This is a genomic window from Chryseobacterium sp. BGA-UO-ETr-SB22 (assembly GCF_059567885.1).
In genome coordinates this window covers 727427-751406 of sequence record NZ_JCAQOV010000004.1, presented here as the reverse complement: position 1 = coordinate 751406, position 23980 = coordinate 727427, and the positions used below count along the sequence as shown (strand labels likewise).

Annotated in this window: 16 protein-coding genes; 11 read left to right on the top strand and 5 right to left on the bottom strand. The window is 36.8% G+C overall.

Going from position 1 to position 23980, the window contains the following annotated elements; genetic code table 11:
- Positions 1-707: 707 nt before the first annotated feature.
- Positions 708-1754 (bottom strand): PA0069 family radical SAM protein, encoded by a 1047-nt coding sequence (locus AC57AW_RS07210; protein ID WP_496351345.1) that lies wholly within the window; start codon positions 1752-1754, stop codon positions 708-710.
- 123 nt (positions 1755-1877) lie between these two features.
- Entirely contained in the window at positions 1878-2072 is a 195-nt protein-coding gene (locus tag AC57AW_RS07205; protein ID WP_047378034.1) for a hypothetical protein, read from the bottom strand.
- Positions 2073-2247: 175 nt separating this feature from the next.
- Between AC57AW_RS07205 and AC57AW_RS07200 the strand changes: the two genes are divergently transcribed.
- Entirely contained in the window at positions 2248-2598 is a 351-nt protein-coding gene (locus tag AC57AW_RS07200) for a hypothetical protein (RefSeq protein ID WP_105702202.1), read from the top strand.
- A gap of 113 nt (positions 2599-2711) precedes the next feature.
- On the opposite strand, the gene AC57AW_RS07195 is transcribed toward AC57AW_RS07200, so the two are convergent.
- Both AC57AW_RS07195 and AC57AW_RS07190 read right to left on the bottom strand, forming a co-directional pair.
- Positions 2712-5363: a hypothetical protein gene (locus tag AC57AW_RS07195; RefSeq protein ID WP_496351344.1), complete on the bottom strand. Its 2652-nt coding sequence runs from the start codon at positions 5361-5363 to the stop codon at positions 2712-2714.
- 31 nt (positions 5364-5394) lie between these two features.
- Positions 5395-6192 carry a DUF2797 domain-containing protein gene (locus AC57AW_RS07190; protein WP_496351343.1) on the bottom strand — a complete coding sequence of 266 codons (798 nt, stop codon included), beginning with the start codon at positions 6190-6192 and terminating at the stop codon, positions 5395-5397.
- Between the two features lie 89 nt (positions 6193-6281).
- Between AC57AW_RS07190 and AC57AW_RS07185 the strand changes: the two genes are divergently transcribed.
- The 10 genes from AC57AW_RS07185 (at position 6282) to msrA (ending at position 22027) form a co-directional block, all read left to right on the top strand.
- The gene (locus AC57AW_RS07185) at positions 6282-7310 is read left to right on the top strand and encodes a GDP-mannose 4,6-dehydratase (protein WP_496351342.1); all 1029 of its coding nucleotides are present in this window, start codon (positions 6282-6284) and stop codon (positions 7308-7310) included.
- Between the two features lie 136 nt (positions 7311-7446).
- Positions 7447-7668, top strand: a complete 222-nt coding sequence (locus AC57AW_RS07180; RefSeq protein ID WP_002662059.1) for a DUF2795 domain-containing protein — start codon at positions 7447-7449, stop codon at positions 7666-7668.
- Positions 7669-7794: 126 nt separating this feature from the next.
- The gene (gene secA / locus AC57AW_RS07175) at positions 7795-10869 is read left to right on the top strand and encodes a preprotein translocase subunit SecA (RefSeq protein WP_496351341.1); all 3075 of its coding nucleotides are present in this window, start codon (positions 7795-7797) and stop codon (positions 10867-10869) included.
- A gap of 150 nt (positions 10870-11019) precedes the next feature.
- Positions 11020-13227, top strand: coding sequence for a TonB-dependent siderophore receptor (locus tag AC57AW_RS07170; protein WP_496351340.1), 2208 nt, complete (start codon positions 11020-11022; stop codon positions 13225-13227).
- A gap of 34 nt (positions 13228-13261) precedes the next feature.
- On the top strand, positions 13262-15421 hold the full coding sequence (locus AC57AW_RS07165; RefSeq protein ID WP_496351339.1) for a TonB-dependent siderophore receptor: 2160 nt from the start codon (positions 13262-13264) through the stop codon (positions 15419-15421).
- 41 nt (positions 15422-15462) lie between these two features.
- Positions 15463-16662, top strand: coding sequence for a PepSY-associated TM helix domain-containing protein (locus AC57AW_RS07160; RefSeq protein WP_496351338.1), 1200 nt, complete (start codon positions 15463-15465; stop codon positions 16660-16662).
- Positions 16662-18776 (top strand): TonB-dependent receptor, encoded by a 2115-nt coding sequence (locus AC57AW_RS07155; protein WP_496351337.1) that lies wholly within the window; start codon positions 16662-16664, stop codon positions 18774-18776. Before AC57AW_RS07160 ends, AC57AW_RS07155 begins: the two co-directional genes overlap by 1 nt.
- 50 nt (positions 18777-18826) lie before the next feature.
- Positions 18827-20038 (top strand): PepSY-associated TM helix domain-containing protein, encoded by a 1212-nt coding sequence (locus AC57AW_RS07150; RefSeq protein ID WP_496351336.1) that lies wholly within the window; start codon positions 18827-18829, stop codon positions 20036-20038.
- A 79-nt stretch (positions 20039-20117) separates the two neighbouring features.
- Complete coding sequence (locus AC57AW_RS07145; protein WP_496351335.1) at positions 20118-21086, top strand: ROK family protein; 969 nt, start codon at positions 20118-20120, stop codon at positions 21084-21086.
- 386 nt (positions 21087-21472) lie between these two features.
- The gene (gene msrA, locus AC57AW_RS07140; protein ID WP_496351334.1) at positions 21473-22027 is read left to right on the top strand and encodes a peptide-methionine (S)-S-oxide reductase MsrA; all 555 of its coding nucleotides are present in this window, start codon (positions 21473-21475) and stop codon (positions 22025-22027) included.
- Between the two features lie 188 nt (positions 22028-22215).
- Here msrA and AC57AW_RS07135 read toward each other — a convergent pair whose 3' ends face one another.
- A complete protein-coding gene (locus AC57AW_RS07135) occupies positions 22216-23976 on the bottom strand; it encodes a RagB/SusD family nutrient uptake outer membrane protein (RefSeq protein ID WP_496351333.1) in 1761 nt (586 codons plus the stop codon).
- Positions 23977-23980 lie beyond the last annotated feature (4 nt).

Here is a 23980-nt window from a genome sequence, read left to right as displayed (position 1 = left end):
AAACATTTGTTTGGGGAATGATGCTTAGAGCTGGGGAGTGACAGAGTTCGAGGATTGGAGCTGGGTTTTGGGTGGAAAGAGATGCGGGGTGCGGGTGCGAGCCAAGGTGAGGGATTTCGGGTGATCATAATATAGTGTATATAATAAAGATGTAAGTTTTGGCTAAAGACGGAGGAAAAAGAGGTTCTTTGATTAAAAACAGACTCCCTTCGGCTAAGCTAAGGACTATAGCCTGTTCCTAGTGAAGGAGTTTCTATTATTAACCACGGATGACACGGATTTTCGCAGATGATGATGTATATATGTATGCAAGGGAACTATTTTGGTGGAAATGGGCTAAAGACCGTCCTTACTGAATAGAATGATTCCGGTATTTGTAATCTAAACCTCAGAACACGAAACACGAAACCCGCAACGCGAACCTAGAATCCCACAACTCATAATTCATAACTTATAATTCGTCTCCTCTCCTAGCCTTGATAGAAATGGTTACCCCGCAACTTGCATGGAAGAGCTGGTGGGTTTGAGCCAGGGGAAGCCGGGTGTGAGGAGTATGAATGGATAGCAGGAGAATGCTCCTGAAAAAGATTCGAGTACATACTATATATATGATACATTGAAAACAAGCAGCAGCGGAAAGGTTATTTAGACAACAATTGAAAGCCGTTCTTATTTATACCATATATATAGGATCAATTAAATTATGATCAATCAAACAATCTCAATTGCTGATCGCGGGTTCCTGTAAAGTTAGCTGTTGAGAGCTTTGGAAATTCTTTACCATCAAAAAACTTCTTTCTGCCGATCTTGAAAGTGGTATGAATCATTTCAGCGATATTGCCTTCTCCCTTCTGTCTTTCAAAATATCTTTTATCACCAAGCTTCCCGCCTCTCATAGAACGGATAAGATTTAAGACTTTTTGTGCTCTGTCCGGAAAATGGGTTTCTATCCAATTAACAAAAACAGGTTCAACGCTATCATTTAACCTTACCAAGGTATATCCGAATCCTAAAGCTCCTGCATCAGAAATAGCTTTTAATATATTCAGCGGTTCATCGCTGTTGAGTCCGGGAATAATGGGTGCTACCATTACGTGTACAGGTATATTGTTTTCGGAAAGAATTTCTACGGCTTTTAATTTATTTTTTGCAGAACTCGTCCTCGGCTCCATCTTTCGCCTCAGTTCTTCATTGATGGTGGGAATACTTAAAGACACTGAAACCAGATTTTGCTCCGCCATTGGTTTTAAAATATCAAGATCTCTTAATACCATGGCATTTTTTGTCAGAATATTGACAGGGTGTCTGTAATCGAGACAAACCTGCAGTATTTTTCTCGTGATTTCAAATTGTCTTTCGGCCGGCTGATAGCAGTCTGTATTTCCGGATAGCAGAATTGGGGCTGCTTTATAGCCTCTTTTTTGAAAAAACTTCTCCAGTAATTCGGGCGCATTTTTCTTCACCATGATTTTTCTTTCAAAATCAATTCCTGCACTATAGCCCCAGTACTCATGGGTAGGTCTTGCAAAGCAGTAGGAGCAACCATGTTCACATCCCTGATAAGGATTCATGGAATATTCCATCGGAAGATCTTCACTTTTCACCTGATTAACAATTGTTTTGGGAAAAACTTCGGTAAAAGAAGTCTTTACTGTTTCGAAATCTTCATCTTCAGGTTCATAGGTATACCTGTCGAAACGATTGATAACGTTCCGCTGAGCTCCCTGACCTTTTATGAAATATTCGTTTTGCATTCTTGTGTAAAATTAGAATGGAATTTGTATAAAATAATGAGTTTTAACATTAAAGTTTTCCACAAAAAAAATCCAACACTTTCAAAAGCGATGGATTTAAACATAATTAAATATATTTTTTTACTACTTCAGTGCGTAAAATTCCACTCCATGAGTTTCATCGTCTTGATTCTTTTCATCAAAGTGTCTGTGATAGTCCGAATAGGAATCACTATATTTTTTATCTTTTTTAGTCAATATTTTTTTTATGCTGATTAAACTTAATACTGCCAAAAGACCAACTCCTCCTGCCAGTAAAACTCCAACTTCTTTTTTCATATTTTCTTTGATTTAATATTGTTACCATTGCAAAAAGTATACCTATTTATTTTTTTTAAATTATAAATTTTGTTAACATTAAACTTTATTTTTATGAAAATTATAATCTGCTATTTTTCTTATATTTAAAGATTGCAATGGTTTAATTATTGTACTTAACAAGAAAAATATTATTATGGAAAATCCAGAAAACATCGACAGAATGACGACCTTAAGCGAAGTCATGAAAACGCTTTCTGAAAGGGGAATACAGAGAGAATTCAGGATGAATGAGAATTGTGAAATGAAGTTTGAAAATTCTGAGAAAGTCTATCAGCCTGCAGAATTGGTGATTTTAAAAACATATCGTTTTGAAGGAGACAGCAATCCTGATGATAGCGCAGTGCTTTATGTAGTAAAAGATGGTGCCGGAAACCGTGGGATGATTATAGATTCATACGGAGCAGACAGCAATTATCCCGGGGAAGAGTTTGATAAGTTTCTAAGAGATATTCCTATATTGGAAAGTGATGAGTTCAATTTTTAAACTGAACCTATTCTATATTAATTCTTTAAACCATTATGCTTATTTTAATTAAAAAGACTGCTTGTGTCTAGATGGTCAGCAATCAATAGTTATATCTTAATGGTTTAAAGAAATTATTCTCCGGAATTTTCTTTTTTCTTGAATATATTGTTCAGAAAACCTTTCTTTTCCTTTTTTTCTACTTCCGGTTTCGGAGCCTCTTTTTTATTTTTGATCTCCTGCTTTATTTCTTTTACAGACTGTTTCATATCTTTCACGGAAGAAACAGCCTCTTTTACCTTTTTTTCTGCCTTTTCTACATTTTTACCAATGAGAGTTTTCTTCAATCCTTGTTCAATTCCTTTCCAGAACAGATTAAAGAAAGACTTTGTTGGGTCACGTTCTACATTTTCTACGGCAACAGCTTCAGGGAAACTGCCTGAATTTGATTTCAGAAAAACATTGGCAACGGCCGTGAGAAACCCTTTCTTCTCATGATTGTTTTTATTGAGTACCGCAATTTTCAGATCTTTATGTTTAAGATTAAAGGTTCCGTGTAATCCTGCAGGATTGCCTTTAAAATTAAAAAGCATTTCCTGAATTGTTCCTGCTGTAGCCGTCACATGAAGATAAGGTCTTATAAACGGATTGATTCCACTGGCGGGAAGATTTGTAGTTTTCCCTGAAATGGCAAAATTATCGTTCTTATCAGCAACATCGAAGCTCCAGTTTACGGAAAGGGGTGACAGATTCATGAATGAACAATTGATTTTAATGTCCACTTTTGTAGGGTTTCCTTTTATTTTAGCAGAATTCAGGTTTCTGACATTCATATTAAAGTTATTGAATATCAATTTTCCCGGCCCCATACTTTCCGGAGTATCTTCTTCATAGACCAATACCGAGTTTTTCAGATCAAGATTATTGATGGTCATCGGAATTTTAATGGATCGCAGCATTTTGGAATACAATGCTTTTATTTTTGGATCGTCTTTCGGAATTTTACTCCTGAAAATATTGGCATCTGCCGACTGGATCATAACATGGGAAGCGTTCACCATTTTATGATGAGAAAACAAATCCCACGTTCCTTCTGCAATTATTTGTCCGGCTTTTATATCATACAAATCTCTTTCAACGGGGATCATTTTGATAAACTGTACTCTCGAAACGAGAGGTTTCATTGCAAAATTATTGATCTGAACTTTATTTTTATTAAGCTTAAGAAGCCCTAAACTCATGTTGTAGAACTGTGTTTTGTAGGCCAAATTCCGAGTGGTGAGATAATAATCTTTAACCTTAAAGGATAACCCTGGTTGATTTGACTTGGGTGATAACTCAATAGCATTAAGTGTGGCATTCAAATCATGAAAAACCATGGGCTCCTTTCCGTTATCATAAGTAATATTTGAATTTTTCAAAGACATTTTCCCTATAACAACAGATTGTATGATGCCGGGTTCCGGAGTTTTATTTTGCTTCTTCTCCCCTGCTTTGACCGTTCCATTTACATTCTCTAGAAGAACATCTTTGAGATCCAGATTCACTTTTTTATTAAGAAATTCTAATTTATTAATATTAAAAGCAATGTGGTTTGTCTTTATATCAGCCGTTGTTTTTCCTGTTGACGGAGTTTCTGATGTCAGCAGAATATCCATGATTTCTCCACTTTTAGGGCTTAATGCAAAACTTCTTATGGAAATATTTTGATGATTGGAATACTGGATATCTTTTCCGGAAAGCAAAAAATCTTTATATCCGATAGGAATTACCTGTTGTGCGCTTTCTTTATTAAACATCAGCTGATTGATATTCAGATTAAGATTTCCTACAGACAAAAGTTTATTCCCATCCGGTTTATTGATCTGAACTATAGCATTATTCAGTTTTATATTTTTTAAATCAACCTCAAAACTGGAATTTTTATTAGCTTTTATTGCTTTTACTCCTGTATTATATACTGTAAAAACGGGATTTTGAAAGTCTGCATTAGTAAGTGATACTTTATTTTTTGTCAAAACCACATCTTTGAATTCCATTTTTGGAACATTAAATTCAAATAACTGGGGCTTTTTAGGATAAAACTTTTTAAACTGAGTGAAAGAAAGAAGCGGAGTCAGCCTGAAATTTTCAACTGACATCTGCCCATCACTTGTATTGATCCTACTAATGGTAATGGCATAAGTTTCATCGGGACGGAAAAAGAATTTCTCTCCTTTAATGCTGTATCTGTCAAAAACTATAGGAAGTTTATCTTCAACTGATTCTTCTGTCATCTGTAAGTTTTCTACAAACAGATCCAGTTGGTGCACAGATAAAAATTTCTGTTTGGTATGCTTAAAAACGGCAATCTTTCCTTCATTGATCCTGATATTTTCAAATAAAAACGGACTTCTTTTCTTTCCAGTTTTCCTATCAACCGGTTTTGCAAGGATGATATTTAAATTGGGTTTTGCCAGCAGGAGATCTGAAGAGCTTATTCTTTTATTAAAAATAGCATCATAAATCCCAAAACGGTTTATTTTCAGCGTATCAATAGTTCCCTGCAGTCCAATAACGTCGGTGTTTTGTGGATCTTTACTGTTGACAGAAATTCCGGAAGCAAAGATATTTCCGGTTCCTAAATCTACATCCAGGGTTTTATAAGAAACTTTATAATCAGTATTCTTTTTTATGTATTCCGGAAGCTGGGTTTTAAGCCATATATTCAGTCCGAAATTCGCAGCAAGAAGAATTCCTGCCAGGATTCCGAAACTCATCAATAGTCTTTTAACCCATTTTCTCATATTTTGTAATTTGGTTTTATTTTTTCATTGATCAATTCCTTATTTCAAGGTCAATCACATAGCCTTCATGTCCCCTTACATTGATGAAATTTCCTCCTTCAAATCCAAGATACTGTCCTTTGATTCCTGTAAGTTTTCCAGTAAATTCAGGTTTTTTATCTAATGTAAATGAAGTCACCTTTGCTGGTTTTTCAAAAGGGTAATCGAACATCCACAATTCCTCGCCCTCACTATAGAATTTCTGAAAATCTTCAGGGAAATATTCTTTTATCTTCTGTCTGAAGTCCGCAAGGTCTATTTCTCCTTCAAAATCATCCTGCAGCATTTTTCGCCAATTGGTTTTATCTGATAAATGATCTTTTAAAGCCACTTCTATCATTCCTGCTTCATAGCGGTTTTCTGTTCTTGCTATAGGTAATGCAAAAGTTGCACCCTGATCAATCCATCTCGTAGGAATCTGGGTATTTCTCGTAACTCCAACTTTTACGTCCCCTGTATAAGCCAGATACACCGTGTGCGGCTGAAGCTGAATCTGTTTTTCAACCTCCAGATCTCGTTCTGCAACTCCTAAATGTGCTGTAGAAAGCTCCGGACGGATAATGGTATCACTTGCATAAGGACTTTCAAAAAAACAGCTTTTGCAGAATCCCATCCTGTAAATAGGTTTATTTTCCCCACAGTTTACACACTGGAATCCGGTATGCCTGATACTTAACTCCTTTCCAATCAACTCATTCATATGAATCAGATCCCCTGAAAGATTGAGATAGTATTGGATTGGCTTTGCATCGTAACTTGTCATCTTTAAAATTTGCCCTTGAAACTGCATATTATATTTATATTACTTTTTTAAGTAAATTTAATGATTATATTTTTCAAAAAGTAAAATTTATATTTTTGTACTCATAAAAAATACAAATGGTTTATCTTGTAACAGGCGGTAGTGGGTTCATCGGATCTCATTTAATTGAACGATTATTAAGAAATGGACATTCTGTCATAAACATTGACAATTTTGATGATTTCTATAACTATCAAGTAAAAATTAAAAATACTTTAGAGTCAATTGGTAAAATTTCGGATTTTGAATACTCAGACAAAGAGACTGATATCCGCCAATTGATTTCACTTACTCATTCTGACCAATATTCCCTCTATTGGCAGGATATCCGAGACCAAAAAGGTCTTGAAAACATCTTTAAAAGCCACCATATTGATATGGTGATTCATCTGGCTGCACTTGCTGGTGTACGCCCTTCCATTGAGCGTCCTTTAGAATATGAAGAAGTAAATGTAAGAGGCACAATGAATCTTTGGGAACAGTGTAAGGATTTTAATATTAAAAAATTTATTTGCGCCTCCTCGTCAAGTGTTTATGGAAACAATGAAAAAGTTCCTTTTGCGGAAACAGACAATGTAGACAATCCTATATCACCTTATGCAGCTACCAAAAAAAGCGGAGAAATCATAGGACATGTCTATCACAATCTATATCATATAGATATGATCCAACTTAGGTTCTTCACGGTATATGGGCCAAGACAAAGACCAGACCTCGCAATACATAAATTTGTAAAGCTCATTTCAGAAAATCAGGAAATTCCTTTTTATGGTGACGGAAATACTGCCAGGGACTATACTTATATAGATGATATTATTGACGGTATTACCAAGTCTATCCTTTATCTGGAAACCAATTCCGAGGTTTATGAAGTGCTTAATCTAGGAGAAAATCAGGTGATCACTTTATCTGAGATGGTTGCCACTATAGAAAGTGTATTGGGAAAAACTGCCACTAGAAAAATTCTGCCAATGCAGCCTGGAGATGTCACAAAAACGAATGCAGATATTACCAAAGCAAAGGATTTAATAGGGTATAAACCGGCCACAGACTTCCAAAATGGCATAAAAAAATTTGTGGAATGGTTTTTGAGAAAACGACATTAAGTAAATTGCTGACATAGCTGCCATTCAGTTTGTGACAGTCGTTTATAAGAAAAAATTATAAAAAGAATTGAAAATCAAGTATAAAAAAGTTTATTATACAACCTATTTTTATACTTTTGCAAAAAATTAGAAAATTATGTACTGGACATTAGAATTAGCTTCATATTTAAGTGACGCACCTTGGCCAATGACAAAAGCAGAGCTTATTGACTACGCGATCAGAACTGGTGCACCTATGGAGGTAGTAGAAAACCTTCAGGCAATCGAAGACGAAGGAGAGATTTATGAATCTATCGAAGAAGTATGGAGCGACTATCCTACTGACGAGGATTTCCTTTGGAACGAGGACGAATATTAATAAAGCGATAAGCTTTAGGCTGCGTGCTTAGAGCTTTTTTGCCCTTTTTTATATATTAATTCACACGATAAGCGTGTCATTTAAAACGCTTAAAGCATCTTGCATTAAGCATAAAGCAAAAAATTTATGAGTTTTTTAAACAAAGTTCTTAAAGGGTTTTTGGGAGACAAAAAAGCGCAGGACCTAAAAGAAGTAAAAAAAGTTGTAACAAAAATCAAGGCTGTAGAACCTAACATCCAACAATTGACGGATGATGGGCTGAGACAAAAAACGGCTGAGTTTAAAGAGAATATAAAATCTGCAACCAGCAAGATCACAGCTCAAATAGAACAGACAAAAGAGCAGATAAAAAATTCAACGAACGTTGACGAAAAAGAAGCTCTTTTTTCAAAAATTGAGGTTCTAAAGAAAGAATCATACGAAATTGAAGAGAAAGTTCTTATTCAGGTTCTTCCCGAAGCTTTTGCATTGATCAAAGAAACGGCAAGAAGATGGGCTCAGAACGGAGAGATCCGTGTAACAGCAAGTGACTGGGACAGAGAACTGGCTGCTGCAGGAAAAGATTTCGTTAGCATTCAGGGAGACACAGCTGTTTGGAAAAACTCATGGGACGCTGCCGGAACTCCAGTAGTTTGGGATATGGTCCACTATGATGTTCAGTTTATCGGAGGGGTTATTCTTCACAGCGGTAAAATTGCCGAGATGGCAACCGGTGAAGGTAAAACTTTGGTAGGAACATTACCTATTTACTTAAATTCACTTCCGGAAAGAGGAGTACACGTTGTAACCGTGAACGACTACCTTGCAAAAAGAGACTCCGCATGGATGGGTCCTCTTTATCAGTTCCACGGAATGTCTATCGATTGTATCGACAACCACCAGCCGAACTCAGACGGAAGAAGAAAAGCATACAACTCAGATATTACTTACGGAACCAACAATGAATTTGGTTTCGATTACCTGAGAGATAATATGGTGACATCACCTTCAGAATTGGTACAAAGAGAATTGAACTTTGCTATCGTGGATGAAGTTGACTCTGTATTGGTAGATGATGCAAGAACACCATTGATCATTTCCGGTCCGGTTCCTCAGGGAGACAGACAGGAGTTTGATGTTCTTAAACCTTCTATCGACAGAATTGTTGAAGTACAAAAGAAAACTGTTTCTGTTATTTTCAACGAAGCGAAAAAATTAATCGCTGCAGGAAATACAAAAGAAGGTGGTTTCAAATTGCTTCAGGCATACAGAGGTCTTCCAAAAAACAGACAATTAATCAAATTCTTATCGGAAAGCGGAAACAGAGCATTGCTTCAGAAAGTTGAATCGCAATATATGCAGGACAACAACCGTGATATGCCGATCGTAGATAAAGATCTTTACTTCGTAATTGAGGAGAAAAACAATCAGGTAGACCTTACAGACAAAGGTGTTGAATACATGTCTCAAGGAAATTCTGATGCTAACTTCTTCGTTCTTCCTGATATCGGGACTGAAATTGCTGAAGTAGAAGCTAAAAATCTTTCTAAAGAGGAAGAATTTGAAGCGAAAGAAAGACTTTTCTCTGACTTTGCTGAAAAATCTGAACGTGTTCACACAATGAGCCAGCTATTGAAAGCATACACATTATTTGAAAAAGATGATGAGTATGTAGTAATTGATGGTGAAGTAAAAATCGTTGATGAGCAGACAGGGCGTATCATGGAGGGACGTCGTTATTCTGACGGTCTTCACCAGGCAATTGAAGCAAAAGAGAATGTAAAAATTGAGGCTGCTACTCAAACTTTTGCAACAGTTACGCTTCAGAACTATTTCCGTATGTACAACAAACTTGCGGGGATGACTGGTACAGCTGAAACTGAGGCTGGAGAACTTTGGGAGATCTACAAATTAGACGTAGTGGTAATTCCTACCAACCGTGTTATTTTAAGAGATGATAAACAAGATTTAGTTTTCAAAACTAACAGAGAAAAATACAATGCAGTAATTGAAGAAATTGAAAAATTAACCGCAGCAAGAAGACCTGTTTTGGTAGGTACAACTTCTGTTGAAATCTCTCAATTATTATCAAAGGCACTTCAATTAAGAAAAATTCCGCACCAGGTATTGAACGCGAAACTTCACAAGAAAGAAGCAGAAATTGTAGCAGGAGCAGGACAGCCGGGAGTGGTAACTATTGCAACCAACATGGCGGGTCGTGGTACGGATATCAAGCTTTCTAAAGAAGTAAAAGAAGCAGGAGGTTTAGCTATTATCGGTACTGAAAGACATGATTCAAGACGTGTTGACAGACAGCTGAGAGGTAGAGCGGGACGTCAGGGAGATCCGGGAAGTTCTCAGTTCTATGTATCTCTTGAAGATAATCTGATGCGTTTATTCGGTTCTGAGAGAATCGCTAAAATGATGGACAGAATGGGTCATAAAGATGGTGAAGTTATTCAGCATTCTATGATCAGCAAGTCTATCGAAAGAGCGCAGAAAAAAGTAGAAGAGAATAACTTCGGAACAAGAAAGAGACTTCTTGAGTATGATGATGTAATGAACAAACAGCGTGACGTAATCTACAAGAGAAGAAAGAATGCTCTATTCGGAGACCACTTGAAGTATGATATCACCAATATGATTTTTGATGTTGCCAATTCTATCGTTGCGAAAGGAAAAGCTAATGGAAATTATAAAGATTTTGAATTTGAAATAATCAAGCATTTCACAATGGCTTCTCCTGTTTCTGAAAGTGATTTCAGTAATAAGCAAGTTCCGGAATTAACGGATATCTTATTCAAGGCTGCTCAGGAAGATTACACAATGAAGTTGAACTTATTGAAAGAAAAATCATTCCCAATCATTGAGAATGTATATCAAAATCAAGGTTCAATGTTCAAAATGATCCAGGTACCTTTCACAGATGGACACAAAACAATGACTATCGTAGCTGATCTTAAAGAAGCTTATGATACCCAATGTGAAAGTTTAGTGAACGACTTCGAAAAGAATATCACATTATCAATCATTGATGAAAACTGGAAGCTTCACCTTCGTGAGATGGACGACTTAAGAAGATCTTCACAAGGAGCCGTTTACGAGCAGAAAGATCCGCTTGTTATCTATAAGCAGGAATCTTTCCACTTATTCAGTGAAATGATCGACAAATTGAACAAAGAAATTATTTCTTTCTTATACAAAGGAGAAATTCCAGCGTAAGAAAAAATTAACAATATTGTATAAAAACCGCTTCAGCAACAGCCGAAGCGGTTTTTTGTTATTCGGAATATATTAATTTATGATAAATATCAACTCCATTATTTATTTAGAACAGTTAAAAATAATATATTTGCAGAAAATTTGACTTTCATGAAAAATGTACTAATCTGTGCTTCTGTGCTGGGATCCGTAGTGACCTTTGCTCAAAAGAAGGATTCTGCTGATACTAAAAGCATTGATGAAGTAATTATCAACACTTATGTGAAAAAAGACAGTGAATACTCCAACAAGATGCCTTTAAAAGCAATAGAAGATCCACAAGTATATTCTTCAATTGACAAAGGAGTTCTGGAAAACCAATTGTTATTTACCGTAGATGATGCATTCAGAAATGTGGCAGGTGCACAGAAAATGTGGAGTGCAACGAACAGAGCCGGAGACGGAGGAATCTTCCTTAACTTAAGAGGTTTTGTAGCTGGAAATTCTATCAGAAATGGTATGGTAGCTCCTATTACCACTTCAATGGATGCTATTAATGTAGAAAGAATTGAAGTTTTAAAAGGACCATCTGCTACATTATTCGGAAGTAATGTAACTTCTTATGGAGGTGTTATTAACAGAGTCACCAAAAAGCCTTTTGAAACTTTTGCAGGAGCTGTTTCTGTAGCAGGAGGAAGCTATAACTATTACAGAGTACAGGCAGACGTCAATGCTCCTCTTACAAAAGATAAAAAATTATTATTCAGATTAAATACAGCTTATACTAATCAGGGAACTTTCCAAAGAACCAATGCAAAGAATTCTTTCTATGCTTTCACCCCATCTATTACTTACCGTCCTACAGATAATTTAGAGATCAATGCTGAACTGGAGATGTTTGAAACCAATTCATATCCTGAAACGGCTTTCTTCTTCTATGTTCCAAGTGCACAGCTTGGGGCAGACAGTATGGACAAACTGGAAAAATTTGGTTATAACTATAAGCAATCTTACACCGGAGAAGGCCTTAAAACTATTGGTAAAGCCAGAAACTTCTTTGGACAGGTTAACTATAAGATTAATGAACATATTAAATCTTCTACGAATGTAAGTACCTCTTATTCTTACTCTGACGGATTTAATCCATACTTCTATTTTGCTCCGAAAGGAATGGTAACAGGAGTTCCAACAGATACAGAGCTAGGAATTGTAAGAGCTGATCAGTCAACCAAAGACAGCAAAAGAACTTATTTTCAGGTTCAGCAGAACTTTAATTTTGATTTCAATATCGGAAGTGTAAGAAACAGAACTGTTGCCGGTTTCGATTATATGAGACTTAATGACAACCAATACTTTATGTTCACTAATTTCGACTGGGTTCCTTTCACAGGTACAGACTATTCTAATATGAACGGACAGACATTGGGTGCTCTATATGACAACCTGAGAAATCAACCTGATTTTGAGAAAAACAATACCTATATAAGTGCTGGTAAAAAAGACACCTATAGTGGTTATATTTCTAACGTTATTACACCGATAACTGGTCTTAATATTCTTACTTCATTACGATATGAAACGAATAACTACAAAGGTGGCCAGGTTGGGCAAAATAAAACAGCTGAATACAAGCAGGGAGCATGGTCTCCAAAGTTTGGAGTTGTTTACCAAATTCTTCCTGAGAAATTATCCGTATTTGGAAATTATCAGAACAGTTTTACTGTAAATGGATATTATACTTCAGATAAAACCGGAAACGTAACACTTTCAACTCCTGAAAGGGCCAATCAGTTTGAGGGAGGTATTAAAACGAACCTGATCAAAGGAAGAATTACTACAACTTTAAGCTACTATAATATTCAGGTAAAAAATACACTTCTTAATACTGGTGAAATGACAGGAACTGGACAGGCTGTACAAAATCAGGCAGGTCTATTGAGAAGTCAGGGAGTAGAATTGGAAGCAAACGCTTATCTGATCAAAGGGTTCTCTGTAATCGCCGGAGTAAGCTACAACGATATGAAATATACTGAAGCGGATGAAACGGTAATCGGAAGAAGACCCGCTACAGCATCATCGCCATGGTTGGTTAATTTCAATGCAAGTTATCAGTTCCTTGATGGAAAATTAAAAGGTCTTGGATTCGGAGTTGGAGGAAACTATGCCAGCGATAATAAAATTGTAAACTCTTCAACAATGGGAACTTTTATCCTTCCAAAATATCTGGTATTGAATGCTAATGCGTTTTATGATACTAAAAAATTCAGAATCGGGGTAAAAGTAGACAACTTTACCAACGAACATTACTGGAGCGGATATACCACAGCCAATGCTCAAGCCCTTGCCAACGTATTAGGAAGCTTCACTTATAAATTTTAAACTGTTAAAGAATAAATTACTCCCCTTATAAACAATGAAAAGAATAACAATAGGAGCTGCATTATTAACATCTATGTTAAGTTTTGCACAGGAAAAAAAAGACACCATCAAATCCAACGATATTGAAGAAGTAATTGTTAACGGAAGGTATTATCAGAAATATAAACTGAATGAAGTATCGGGTTCACTAAGAATTCAGACACCAATTCTTGAGCTTCCTCAGAATGTACAGTCTGTAAGTTCGCAGGTTCTTGCTGATCAGATTACATTGAACATGTCTGAAGGAATTGTCCGTAATGTTAGTGGGGCGAGAAAAGTAGAACACTGGGATAATGTGTATTCTAATGTATTCATGAGAGGAGCCAGTATTGCTACTTTCATGAACGGAATGAATGTTTCCTCTACATGGGGACCCATTAACCCTGATGCGTCTATTATAGACAGAATAGAATTTGTAAAAGGACCAGCCGGATTTATGGGTTCTATGGGAGATCCTGCCGGGTTTTATAATGTTGTAACAAAAAAACCTACCGGAAAATTTGCCAATAGTGTTCGTTTCACTACAGGAAGCTATAATCTTTTCAGAGGAGAAGCAGATCTTGACGGGGTTCTTGTGAAAAACGGAGTTTTAGATTACCGCATCAATTTGATGGGAAGCTCCAACAATTCATGGGTGGAAAATGATAAAACAAGCAAAATCATTGTTGCTCCATCTATTACTTTCAGACCTACAAAGACGACTGTATTTACAGCTCAGTACAACTATCAGTACTTAAAATTTAATCAACCGGGAGCTTACCTGATGTCTAACGACGGATATGCTTCACTGAATGTACATACTAACTTTAATGATCCCAACTTCAAAAAAACTGAAGTAAAAGATCAGAGTTTATTCTTAAGCTTAGATCAGAAACTTTTTAAAGATTGGATTTGGAGTACACAATATGCTTATATGGATCTGAATTATGACGGAGGTTCATGGTGGGGAACTTTTGACCCAGCCAATAAAAATGTTTTAAACAGAACATTAAGCAACTGGCAGGCAAAAGGAAAAAACCACATTTTTCAGACGTATGTAAGAGGAAAACTTAATACAGGAAATATTGTTCATAAAATAATTGCAGGGTTTGATTATGGAGACAGAAAGTATAATGCAGACTTTTCATCTTTTGCAGGTGGACCTTTCCCAATTGACATTTATAATGTAAATTATGGTGTAGACCCTTCAAAGCTTCCTTCTTCTGACTTTTATAGCTTAAACACCTCTGCCCCATTTTATAATGACCAGGGCGTAAAGTATACTTCTTATTATGCTCAGGATCAGATTGAAATGTTTGACAATAAATTGAGATTAACATTAGCAGGAAGATATACAAGCGGTAAAACCTATTCCGCATATCCTAACCTGAGCCCAGGGACACCTATTGTACCCGATACAGCTGGTGAGTTTACACCAAGAGTTGGAGTGAGTTATTCTATTAACGAAAACTTCTCTGCTTATGGGATCTATGACAAAACTTTTACACCACAATCCGGAACTGGGATTAACCAAACTAAAATTACAGATCCTTTCAGAGGGCAGAATATTGAATTCGGACTGAAGAAAGACTGGTTCGGAGGAAGATGGAACACTACTTTTGCCGTTTACGAAATCAGAAGGCAAAATATTCTTGTATCAGGAAATGCAAACGAAAACAATGGAGTTGCTTTTCAGGTTGCTACGGGTGAACAAAGAGCTAGAGGATTTGAAACTGATATCAAAGGAGAAATCATCAAGGGGTTGAATATTATTATCAACTATGCTTATACAGATGCAAAAACCATCAAAGACACAGACCCTACAAGAATTGGAATTCAGTCTCCCGGTAATGCAAAAAATGTACAAAATACATGGGTAAACTATAGGTTTGAAAACGGTCTTATGAAAGGCTTTGGTATTTCAGCAGGTTATCAGTATCAGGGAGGAAGACAGTCCTGGTTTGGTGTGAGTGCCACAAAAGATCAAAGTCTGCCGGATTATTTTGATACCAACTTCGGAGTTTCCTATACTGCTAAAAAATTCGATGTTAACTTTATGTTGAATAATGTTCTTAACAAAAAACTTTACAGCGGATACAGAGGAGATGGAGGAGAATACGCATGGATCTATAATGCTCCGCGCAACTGGAGAGTATCAATAGGATATAAATTTTAAAAAAATCAAAGGTTAGCCCCTCACGGGGTTAACTTTTTGCTATGAAAAAGCATCACCATAAAAAGAAGGTTTCTTCAACAAAAAAATGGTCTGCCAAGCTGCATCTGTGGTTTGGTCTGTCTGTTGGCATCATTATATTTATAGTCTCTTTTTCGGGGACTTTATATATTTTTAAGGATGAAGTACAAAACAGTCTGCGTAAAGAAGCTATTTATGTAAAAAAAGAAGATCTCGGGAAAAAGGCGTTATCCCTTAATTTACTTCGTGAGAAAGTATCACTGGAACTTAACGAAAAACATCCGCTAAGCTCGGTAGAAATCCCTTTAGACAAAAGCAAATCCTATCGTTTCCTTTATTATGATAAAAGTAAAAAAGGCTGGAATTATTTTCAACAGGTTCTCATCAACAAGCAGGCATATGTAAATCAGTATACCGGAGAAATCATTGCGGTGTATGATGAAAAATATGATGTATTTAATATTCTGAAGTATATCCATTGGGGGCTTCTGCTCAATTCCGAATGGGGGCCATTTACTGTAGGAATCCCGACCGTTCTTTTTATTATAATGCTGATTACGGGAATCATCTTATGGTGGCCCAAAAATAAAAATGCCAGAAAAGGACGTTTTTGGTTCAATTGGAAAAATGTAAAAAACTGGAAACGTAAAAACTATGACCTTCACAATGTATTAGGTTTCTATGCCTCATTCATTGCCTTATTGATGAGTGTTACAGGAATTTATTTTGCTTATCCGTATGTGAAAAATACTTTTAACCTCGCTATATCCGGTTATTGGGAAGCTCCAAAAGAAAAAGAAATCAAGTCTCCGGATTCATTGATCGTGAAAAATGAAGCTGTTTTTGATCTGGCCGCCGCACAGACAGAAAAATTGTATGCAGGCTCATCCAGCTTCAGAATCAATTTAAACGGAAAAAATAAAAAAGGAAAAGAGCTGAAGAACCTTCCCGTTACCATCTACGGACAAGACGGAAGATTCAGCGAAAGAAACCTGCTGACATTCGATAAATACTCAGGAAAGCTACTCGCCAACAAACCTCATCAAAAACTGAGCAACGCCGAAAAATATGCCAATGCTAACTATGATATCCACACAGGATCCTACTTTGGACTGTTTGGAAAAATCATCTGGTTTATTGCCGGCCTCACGTGTACATCACTTCCTGTAACCGGATTTCTGGTCTGGTGGGGAAAAAGAAAGAAACAAGGAAAGAAAATATAATGAAAAAAGCGCTTTTATCAGCTGCCTGTTTAGGAACTACTACCGTTTTTGCCCAGGTAAAAGATACATTACAAATCAAAAATGTGGATGAGGTTGTTATGACTGCCTCAAGAAAAAAAGAAAATATAAAAGAGGTTCCAAGCTCTATCACCATTGTCGGAGAAAAACAGATTCAGTCTCAGCTGACTGTTAACTCTGATATTACGAGCATCCTGCAGTATACCGTTCCCAGTTTAGGAACCAACTCAGGACAGACTTCCAATTCGGGACAGACTTTAAGAGGACGCCAGGTTTTGGTTTTGATTGATGGGATTCCACAGTCTACTCCACTTCGTAACGGAGCAAGAGACCTAAGGACTATAGACCCTTCAGCTATCGAAAGAATTGAGGTGATCAAGGGTGCTTCTTCCATCTATGGAAACGGTGCAGATGGTGGTATTATCAATTATATCACGAAAAGAAGCAAAACAGATAAAAAAATCTCTGGAATTTCACAGGTTGGTCTTACAGGACAGTCTTACGGAGGGACTTTAGGAGTAAGAGCCAGCCAGCTTTTAACCGGAAAGATCAACAAATTTGATTATACCCTTTCACTGGCTTACGAAAGAACCGGATATACAAAAGACGGAGACGGTGTTTTGATAAGCCCTACCTACAGCATTGCCAAGATGGATAACTACAACGGATTGCTGAAAATAGGATATGATATCAATGAAAACCAGAGGATCGAGGCTTCTTATATTGGCTATTCATCAAGATCAGGGCTGAATGTAGGATTAAAAACAGGAAAATACGGTATCACTCCTACCATTGGTGAAGGAGTAGGAAAAGGATTGGAAACAACTCCTCAGGGAACTCCGAAAAACCACAACATCAGAGTGAGCTATGATAATAAGAACCTGTTTGCAGGAACTTCTTTAAACATTAATCTTTATTATCAGGACTTTAAAACCGTTTACGGATACAGTGATACTTTCTTCAATGGTGGACAATCCAATGTTATTTCCCAGAAAAAAGGAGCAAGAATCAATTTGGATACCCAACTATGGAATTCTCCAAATTCTCAGGGAGAAATCATCTATGGAGCTGATATTCTAAATGATCAGACCGTACAAAAGCTGGAAGACGGCCGTTTCTGGACTCCTAATATGAATATGACCAATATAGCTCCCTTTGTATTGGCAAAAATTGATCTGTTCAAAAAGTTTACCATCAAAGGAGGTTTCCGCTACGAAAATATCAAAGTGAATGTAGATGACTTCAATACACTTTCGTCTATTAAAAGTGATGGAACATTTACTAAAAGTATTCCTGTTGAAGGTGGAAAGTTAAACTATAATGCCCTAGTAGGAAATATTGGTGTACGTTATAATGTAGAGCCTTATATCAATCTTTTTGCAAGTTTCTCCCAAGCCTACTCTATCAATGAATTAGGAAGAATTCTAAGAACCTCAACTTCTGAAACAATTAAAAACCTGGAAACAAAACCTATCATTGTCAACAATTATGAATTGGGAGCAACAGGACAACTTTCAAGCTGGCTTAATTATGAACTGACTTCTTACGTAAGTACATCCAAACTAGGGGCGTCATTCGTACAAAGTCCGGACAGAGCATTGATGATTCAGAGATCACCGGAAATTGTATATGGAGTGGAAGGATTTTTACACTTTACTCCTGTAAAATGGGTTCAGTTTGGAGGAAGTTACAGCTGGATGGAAGGGATCACTTCTATAAAAGATGACGGAGATTATTCTGCAAAAATCAACAACAGCAGAATTTCTGCGCCAAAAGTTTTAGCTTATGTTCAGGCAAGACCTGTTCCGGCTTTGTCTGTTGGTTTTGATATGCTTCATTCTTTCCAGCAAAACAGATTCGAGCCTAATGCGAAAACAGGATTGTATGCTTATGGTGAAGGATATGTTCCAGAATATACTGTCTTTAATTTCAAATCAAGCTACGAAGTGAACAACAACTGGAGAGTATCATTAGGGGTTGAAAATATTTTCAACAAAGTATACCAGCCTGCCATTTCATGGTGGACAGCAAGAGACAGTGACTTCACCAATGCATTGGGAGCGAGAGGAACCTTTATGATTGAATATAAATTTTAATTAAACTAAATAAAAAGTAAAACATATCTTTGTTTCACTTTTAGCTGTATATGAAGAAAAATCATCATCAAAAAAAGAAACCGGGATTCTTTAAAAAATGGTCTGCCAAGCTTCACCTTTGGTTCGGACTGGGAATAGGGTTTCTGATCTTTATTATCTCAATTACCGGAGCATTGTATGTTTTTAAGGATGAAGTGGAAAACTTTACCCGAAAAGATGTCATGTACCACCATGAGCAAAATATTGAACAGAAACAGGTGCTCCCTATCAGAGTCATGGAAAAAGCTGTTGCAGAACAGGTCAAAGAAAAATATCCTATTCACTGGGTCAATGTCCCTATTGATAAGAAGATGTCTTATATGTTCTTCTGGTATGAACATAATACGGATGCCTGGAATTATTTTGATGAATTTCCTATCTATAAACAAGCTTATGTAAACCCGTACACCGGGAAAGTACTGAGAGTATATGATGAGAAAAACGGTTTTTTCAATATTGTAAAAATGATCCACTGGAGCTACCTCCTGAAACAGGATTGGGGAACATATGTCGTAGGAATTCCGGTAATCATCTTTATTATTATGCTGATCTCAGGGATCATTCTATGGTGGCCTAAGAACAAAGCAGCAAGAAAGCAGCGTTTTGCCTTCAAATGGAAAAATATTAAAAGCTGGAAAAGAAAGAACTATGACCTTCATAATGTATTAGGTTTTTATGCTTCTATTTTTGCTTTAATCTTCTCCATTACAGGACTTTTTTATGCATTTTTTGTCGTTCAGGCGATGATCTATGTCATCTTTTCAGGAGGAGAAACAAAATACCCGGACTTTTCACATATCAAGACAAAAGCTCCTATTGAGCTGAGAACAGAGGGAACACTGGATAAAATTATCAATACTGTACAGACAAAATATCCGGATTCCTATGGTTTTGCTATAGATTTAGGACACCCACATATGGATGACCACGAGCATCCCAATTTTGAGGTGTATGTGAAACATCTTTCCTATTCTTATCATAAAAGCAGCAGCTTAATCTTTGATGAAAATTCGGGAGAATTGCTTCACACTCATGATCCGAAGGACAAAAACTTTGGAGAAAAGGCTGTGAGTGCCAACTATGACATCCACGTAGGAGCTATTTTAGGCCTTCCTACCAAGATTATTGCTTTTATTGTAAGTCTTATCTGTGCCTCTCTTCCGGTTACCGGATTTATGATCTGGTGGGGAAGAAAAAAGAAAAAACCGTTAAAAACAGCTTAACATATTAAATAAAACCCAGTTAATAATCCATTAATACAATCTTTTTTATAATTTTAGCCCCTAGAATTTAATAATAGAAATGTCATTAATAGATTTATCAAAACAAGTTGCCCTTGGAGTTGACATCGGCGGAACCAATACTAAGTTCGGAATCGTAAACCACCGTGGAGAAGTTCTGGATAAAGGAAACCTGAGAACTGATGCTTATGATAAAGTTGAAGATTTCATCGATGCTTTATATGAAAGTGTTCGTCCAATGATGGAAAAATATGGTACTGAAGCACACTTTGACGGAATCGGAGTAGGAGCTCCTAATGCGAACTACTATAAAGGAACCATAGAACTAGCTCCCAACCTTCCATGGAAAGGGGTAATTCCTTTCGCCGAGCTGATGACAGCAAAATTCGGTCTTCCTTGTACAGTGACCAATGATGCAAATGCTGCTGCCCTTGGGGAAATGCTTTTCGGAGCAGCCAGAGGAATGAAAGATTTTATCATGATTACCCTGGGAACAGGAGTTGGCAGCGGAATCATTGCTAATGGAAGTTTAATCTACGGACATGATGGATTTGCAGGAGAATTGGGACATACGATTGTAAAACCAGGCGGTAGAAAACACTGGAGTACGGGTTCTGAAGGAAGTCTGGAAGCCTATGCTTCTGCTACCGGAATTACCATTACAGCCAAGAAAATGAGAGCTGAATTCCCGGAATCTATGCTGAACCAGTATCCTGAAGACGAGATCAATTCTAAAACGGTATATGAATGTGCCATGAAAGAAGACCCAATTGCTATTGAGGTTTTCAGATACACAGGTCAGAAACTGGGAGAAGCCATCGCAAATTTTGTTATGTTCTCTTCCCCGGAAGCAATTCTTTTATTTGGTGGAGTAATCAAAGCAGGAGATTTTATTTTAAAGCCGGCTAAACTTCATATGGAAAGAAACCTTCTTCCGATCTTTAGAAATAAAGTAAAACTGGTATTCAGTGAACTTGACGAAGCAGATGCTGCCATCCTTGGAGCAAGTGCTTTGGTTTGGGAAAAATAACTGAAAACTATTTATATCATATAGAGCATCCTTTTTTAGGGTGCTTTTTTTGTTCACAGATTGCACAAATGATTAATCGTATTTTCTTGTGTTTATTTGTGAAAACATTCGTGTGGTTTGTATTTAAAATTCAGCATAATTGAAATGCTTCGACCCTGCTCAGCATGACATAGCTAATACTAACTGCTTTAATTATCTCCTTCATTTACCTTCAACATTTAGTTCCTAACCGTGTTTAAAATCATTTGTAGCATCTATCATTGTAATTTGAGTTTATGAGGTTAAAATCATGTTCAAATGAAAAACTTTTTCATACTTTTGATTGTCTTTTTTCTCAATATACAGAATGGAAAAAGAATTTTTTAAATAAAATAATCAACCTTAGAATGGATAATAATAATTTAGAGCAAATTACTTTTGGTGGCGGATGTTTCTGGTGTGTGGAAAGCTGCTTCAATATGCTTAAAGGGGTAAAATCTGCTATTTCAGGATATTCAGGAGGTCATAAAGACAACCCAACATATCAGGAAGTTTGTACAGGAGAAACAGGACATGCAGAAGTGGTACAGATCACTTATGATTCTTCTATTATTTCTTACGAGCAGCTGATGGATGTATTTTTCTTCCTTCATGATCCTACTCAACTCAACAGACAAGGAAATGATATCGGAACCCAATACCGTTCTGTGATTTACTATAAAGATAAAGCTGAAAAAGCAAAGGCTGAAGAAGCTATCAAAGTATCTCAGGAATCGGGAAGATGGGCAGGAACTTATGTAACGGAACTGACTCAATTCGATAAATTCTGGGCTGCAGAACAATATCATCAGGGGTATTACAATGACAATCCTACTCAACCCTACTGCAGCGCTGTTGTAGGTCCAAAAATCCAGAAGTTTAAAAAATACTATGGAGAACTGGGAATGCTGAATGCAGAATAAAATTGACCAATTTTTAAATTTTGGCTAAAGCCGGGTTGATTGTAAACATTTTATTAAACGGTTAAACGGACTAAAGTCCGTTCCTATTGATATCAACCGAATGGCTACAAACCGATATAAAATAACAGAAGCGAAGAGGAAATCTCTTCGCTTCTTGTTTACGCAAAAATAATTGTTATATGAAAAAACTAATATCCAGGGTTTTGACTAAAATCTTTTGAGGCATCAAGGGTTGCCTGAGGAATCGGGAAGATTCTTCTGTAAGGCTGGGTAGCTGCTTTGGCAGTTCCCGGCAGATCAAATTTTTCAAACCTGATCATCGCCTTTCTTCTGTACATTTCCCAATACAATTCGTATCCTGATTCTTTAAAAAGTGTATTAGCATCCAGAGAAGCAAGCGCAACTCCTGGAGCATTGTTCTTTAAAGCATCATTCGTTCTGCTTGTTCTTAATCTGTTAACATCAGCCAAAGCTCCAGATACGTTTCCGTTTCTGAAAAAAGCTTCTGCTCTCATCATATAGATCGTTCCAAGCCTGTATAATGGAACATCCATTCCGCTTGTTCCGTTGTTTCCGTAACCGGGATCGAACTCAAATTTGAAGTTTCTTACCCCTCTGTTGATCTGAGCCTGTGTAAATACCGCTTCTGAAGGATTGTCAAAATTAAGTTCCGGAGTAAAATCTGCGGCAAGCGTTGTGTTTTTTTCGGTGAATAATTTATAGACTTTAATTCTTCCGTCCGAAGTCAGGTCAAAATTACCACTGGCAAGAATTTTAGGTCCATATTGCTGACCAACCTGCAATCCTCTGTTGAAGTGAAACCATGGTTTTCCCGTTCCTTCCACTTTACTTGTTGACGGTACACTCACATCCGTTCCATCATTTCTGAACCAAGTTCCATCCTCATACTGATAGGTTCTCTGAAAACGCGGGTCGTCATGATTTCCGTTCCATGAATAATAGAATTCCGGTGTAACGCAAGATGCATTGGTTCCTCTGTTATCCGGCGAAGGTTTCTGGATTCTTTCCATAGACATATACGCCAGGTCATTATCAGCATTTCTGTTTGAATTCTTTTTCTGGACAATGGTAAAAATCATTTCCTTACTTGTATCGTTATTGATATCAAAATTGTGAAAGTAGTTTGATTCTAAGCTAAAAAAGCCTCCATTAATCAACATATCAGAATACTTGATCACCATATCCATATCATTCCCTCCTCCACTTACAGCCTGTTCCTTGAAGTTAAAAGTACCTGCTGTCTTGTTTTTTAAAACAGCTCTGTTTAGATACATATCAGCCAATAACGCATACGCTGCCTGTTTTGTAAACCTTCCTGCGTGGGTATTCTGGGTTTTAATATCTGCTAAGTTTGGGATAAGACCTTCCACTTCAGTAATTAAAGCATCAATGGTAGATTCCGCCTTTCTGATCTGAATGGGAGCGTTTAAGTTATCAGGATCTCTGTAAGGAGCCTGCCCATACAAATCGATTGTTGTATACGTATAAAACGCCAATAACCCTTTTGCTTCTGCCAAAAATAAAGTCTTATTATTGATGTTACTCTTGTTGATACTTCCTATAGCAAATATGGATTTCGTAATTCCTGAATTCAACTGATTCCAGGTATTTTTTACCACATCATTATTGGCGTCCCAGGTAAATTCGTGCATCGCTCTCCATTTTCCACCATCTCCCCAGTCACTTCCTCTTGTTGGTAATAGGGCTTCATCAGTAGAATATTCCTGTAACGCAAACACACTTCCATGGTCTACAAAAGTTCCGTCGCCAAGTTGTCCGTAAGCAGCAGCAAGAGAAGCTTCAGGATCTGCGTTTTCAGTTCCCATTACCTCATCAATTACTTTTTCATCCAGATTCGTACATCCCACTAAAGACATCACCGCGATGGACAAAACGATTTTATTTAGATTTAAAAATTTAGATTTCATGTTT

Excerpts from the sequence above, each read along its gene's own strand:
- AC57AW_RS07210 (WP_496351345.1), bottom strand. The coding sequence starts at position 1,754 with ATGCAAAACGAATATTTCATAAAAGGTCAGGGAGCTCAGCGGAACGTT.
- msrA (WP_496351334.1), top strand. The coding sequence starts at position 21,473 with ATGGATAATAATAATTTAGAGCAAATTACTTTTGGTGGCGGATGTTTC.
- AC57AW_RS07170 (WP_496351340.1), top strand. The coding sequence starts at position 11,020 with ATGAAAAATGTACTAATCTGTGCTTCTGTGCTGGGATCCGTAGTGACC.
- AC57AW_RS07205 (WP_047378034.1), bottom strand. The coding sequence starts at position 2,072 with ATGAAAAAAGAAGTTGGAGTTTTACTGGCAGGAGGAGTTGGTCTTTTG.
- AC57AW_RS07185 (WP_496351342.1), top strand. The coding sequence starts at position 6,282 with ATGGTTTATCTTGTAACAGGCGGTAGTGGGTTCATCGGATCTCATTTA.
- AC57AW_RS07150 (WP_496351336.1), top strand. The coding sequence starts at position 18,827 with ATGAAGAAAAATCATCATCAAAAAAAGAAACCGGGATTCTTTAAAAAA.
- secA (WP_496351341.1), top strand. The coding sequence starts at position 7,795 with ATGAGTTTTTTAAACAAAGTTCTTAAAGGGTTTTTGGGAGACAAAAAA.
- AC57AW_RS07190 (WP_496351343.1), bottom strand. The coding sequence starts at position 6,192 with ATGCAGTTTCAAGGGCAAATTTTAAAGATGACAAGTTACGATGCAAAG.
- AC57AW_RS07195 (WP_496351344.1), bottom strand. The coding sequence starts at position 5,363 with ATGAGAAAATGGGTTAAAAGACTATTGATGAGTTTCGGAATCCTGGCA.
- AC57AW_RS07165 (WP_496351339.1), top strand. The coding sequence starts at position 13,262 with ATGAAAAGAATAACAATAGGAGCTGCATTATTAACATCTATGTTAAGT.
- AC57AW_RS07155 (WP_496351337.1), top strand. The coding sequence starts at position 16,662 with ATGAAAAAAGCGCTTTTATCAGCTGCCTGTTTAGGAACTACTACCGTT.
- AC57AW_RS07200 (WP_105702202.1), top strand. The coding sequence starts at position 2,248 with ATGGAAAATCCAGAAAACATCGACAGAATGACGACCTTAAGCGAAGTC.
- AC57AW_RS07180 (WP_002662059.1), top strand. The coding sequence starts at position 7,447 with ATGTACTGGACATTAGAATTAGCTTCATATTTAAGTGACGCACCTTGG.
- AC57AW_RS07145 (WP_496351335.1), top strand. The coding sequence starts at position 20,118 with ATGTCATTAATAGATTTATCAAAACAAGTTGCCCTTGGAGTTGACATC.
- AC57AW_RS07160 (WP_496351338.1), top strand. The coding sequence starts at position 15,463 with ATGAAAAAGCATCACCATAAAAAGAAGGTTTCTTCAACAAAAAAATGG.
- AC57AW_RS07135 (WP_496351333.1), bottom strand. The coding sequence starts at position 23,976 with ATGAAATCTAAATTTTTAAATCTAAATAAAATCGTTTTGTCCATCGCG.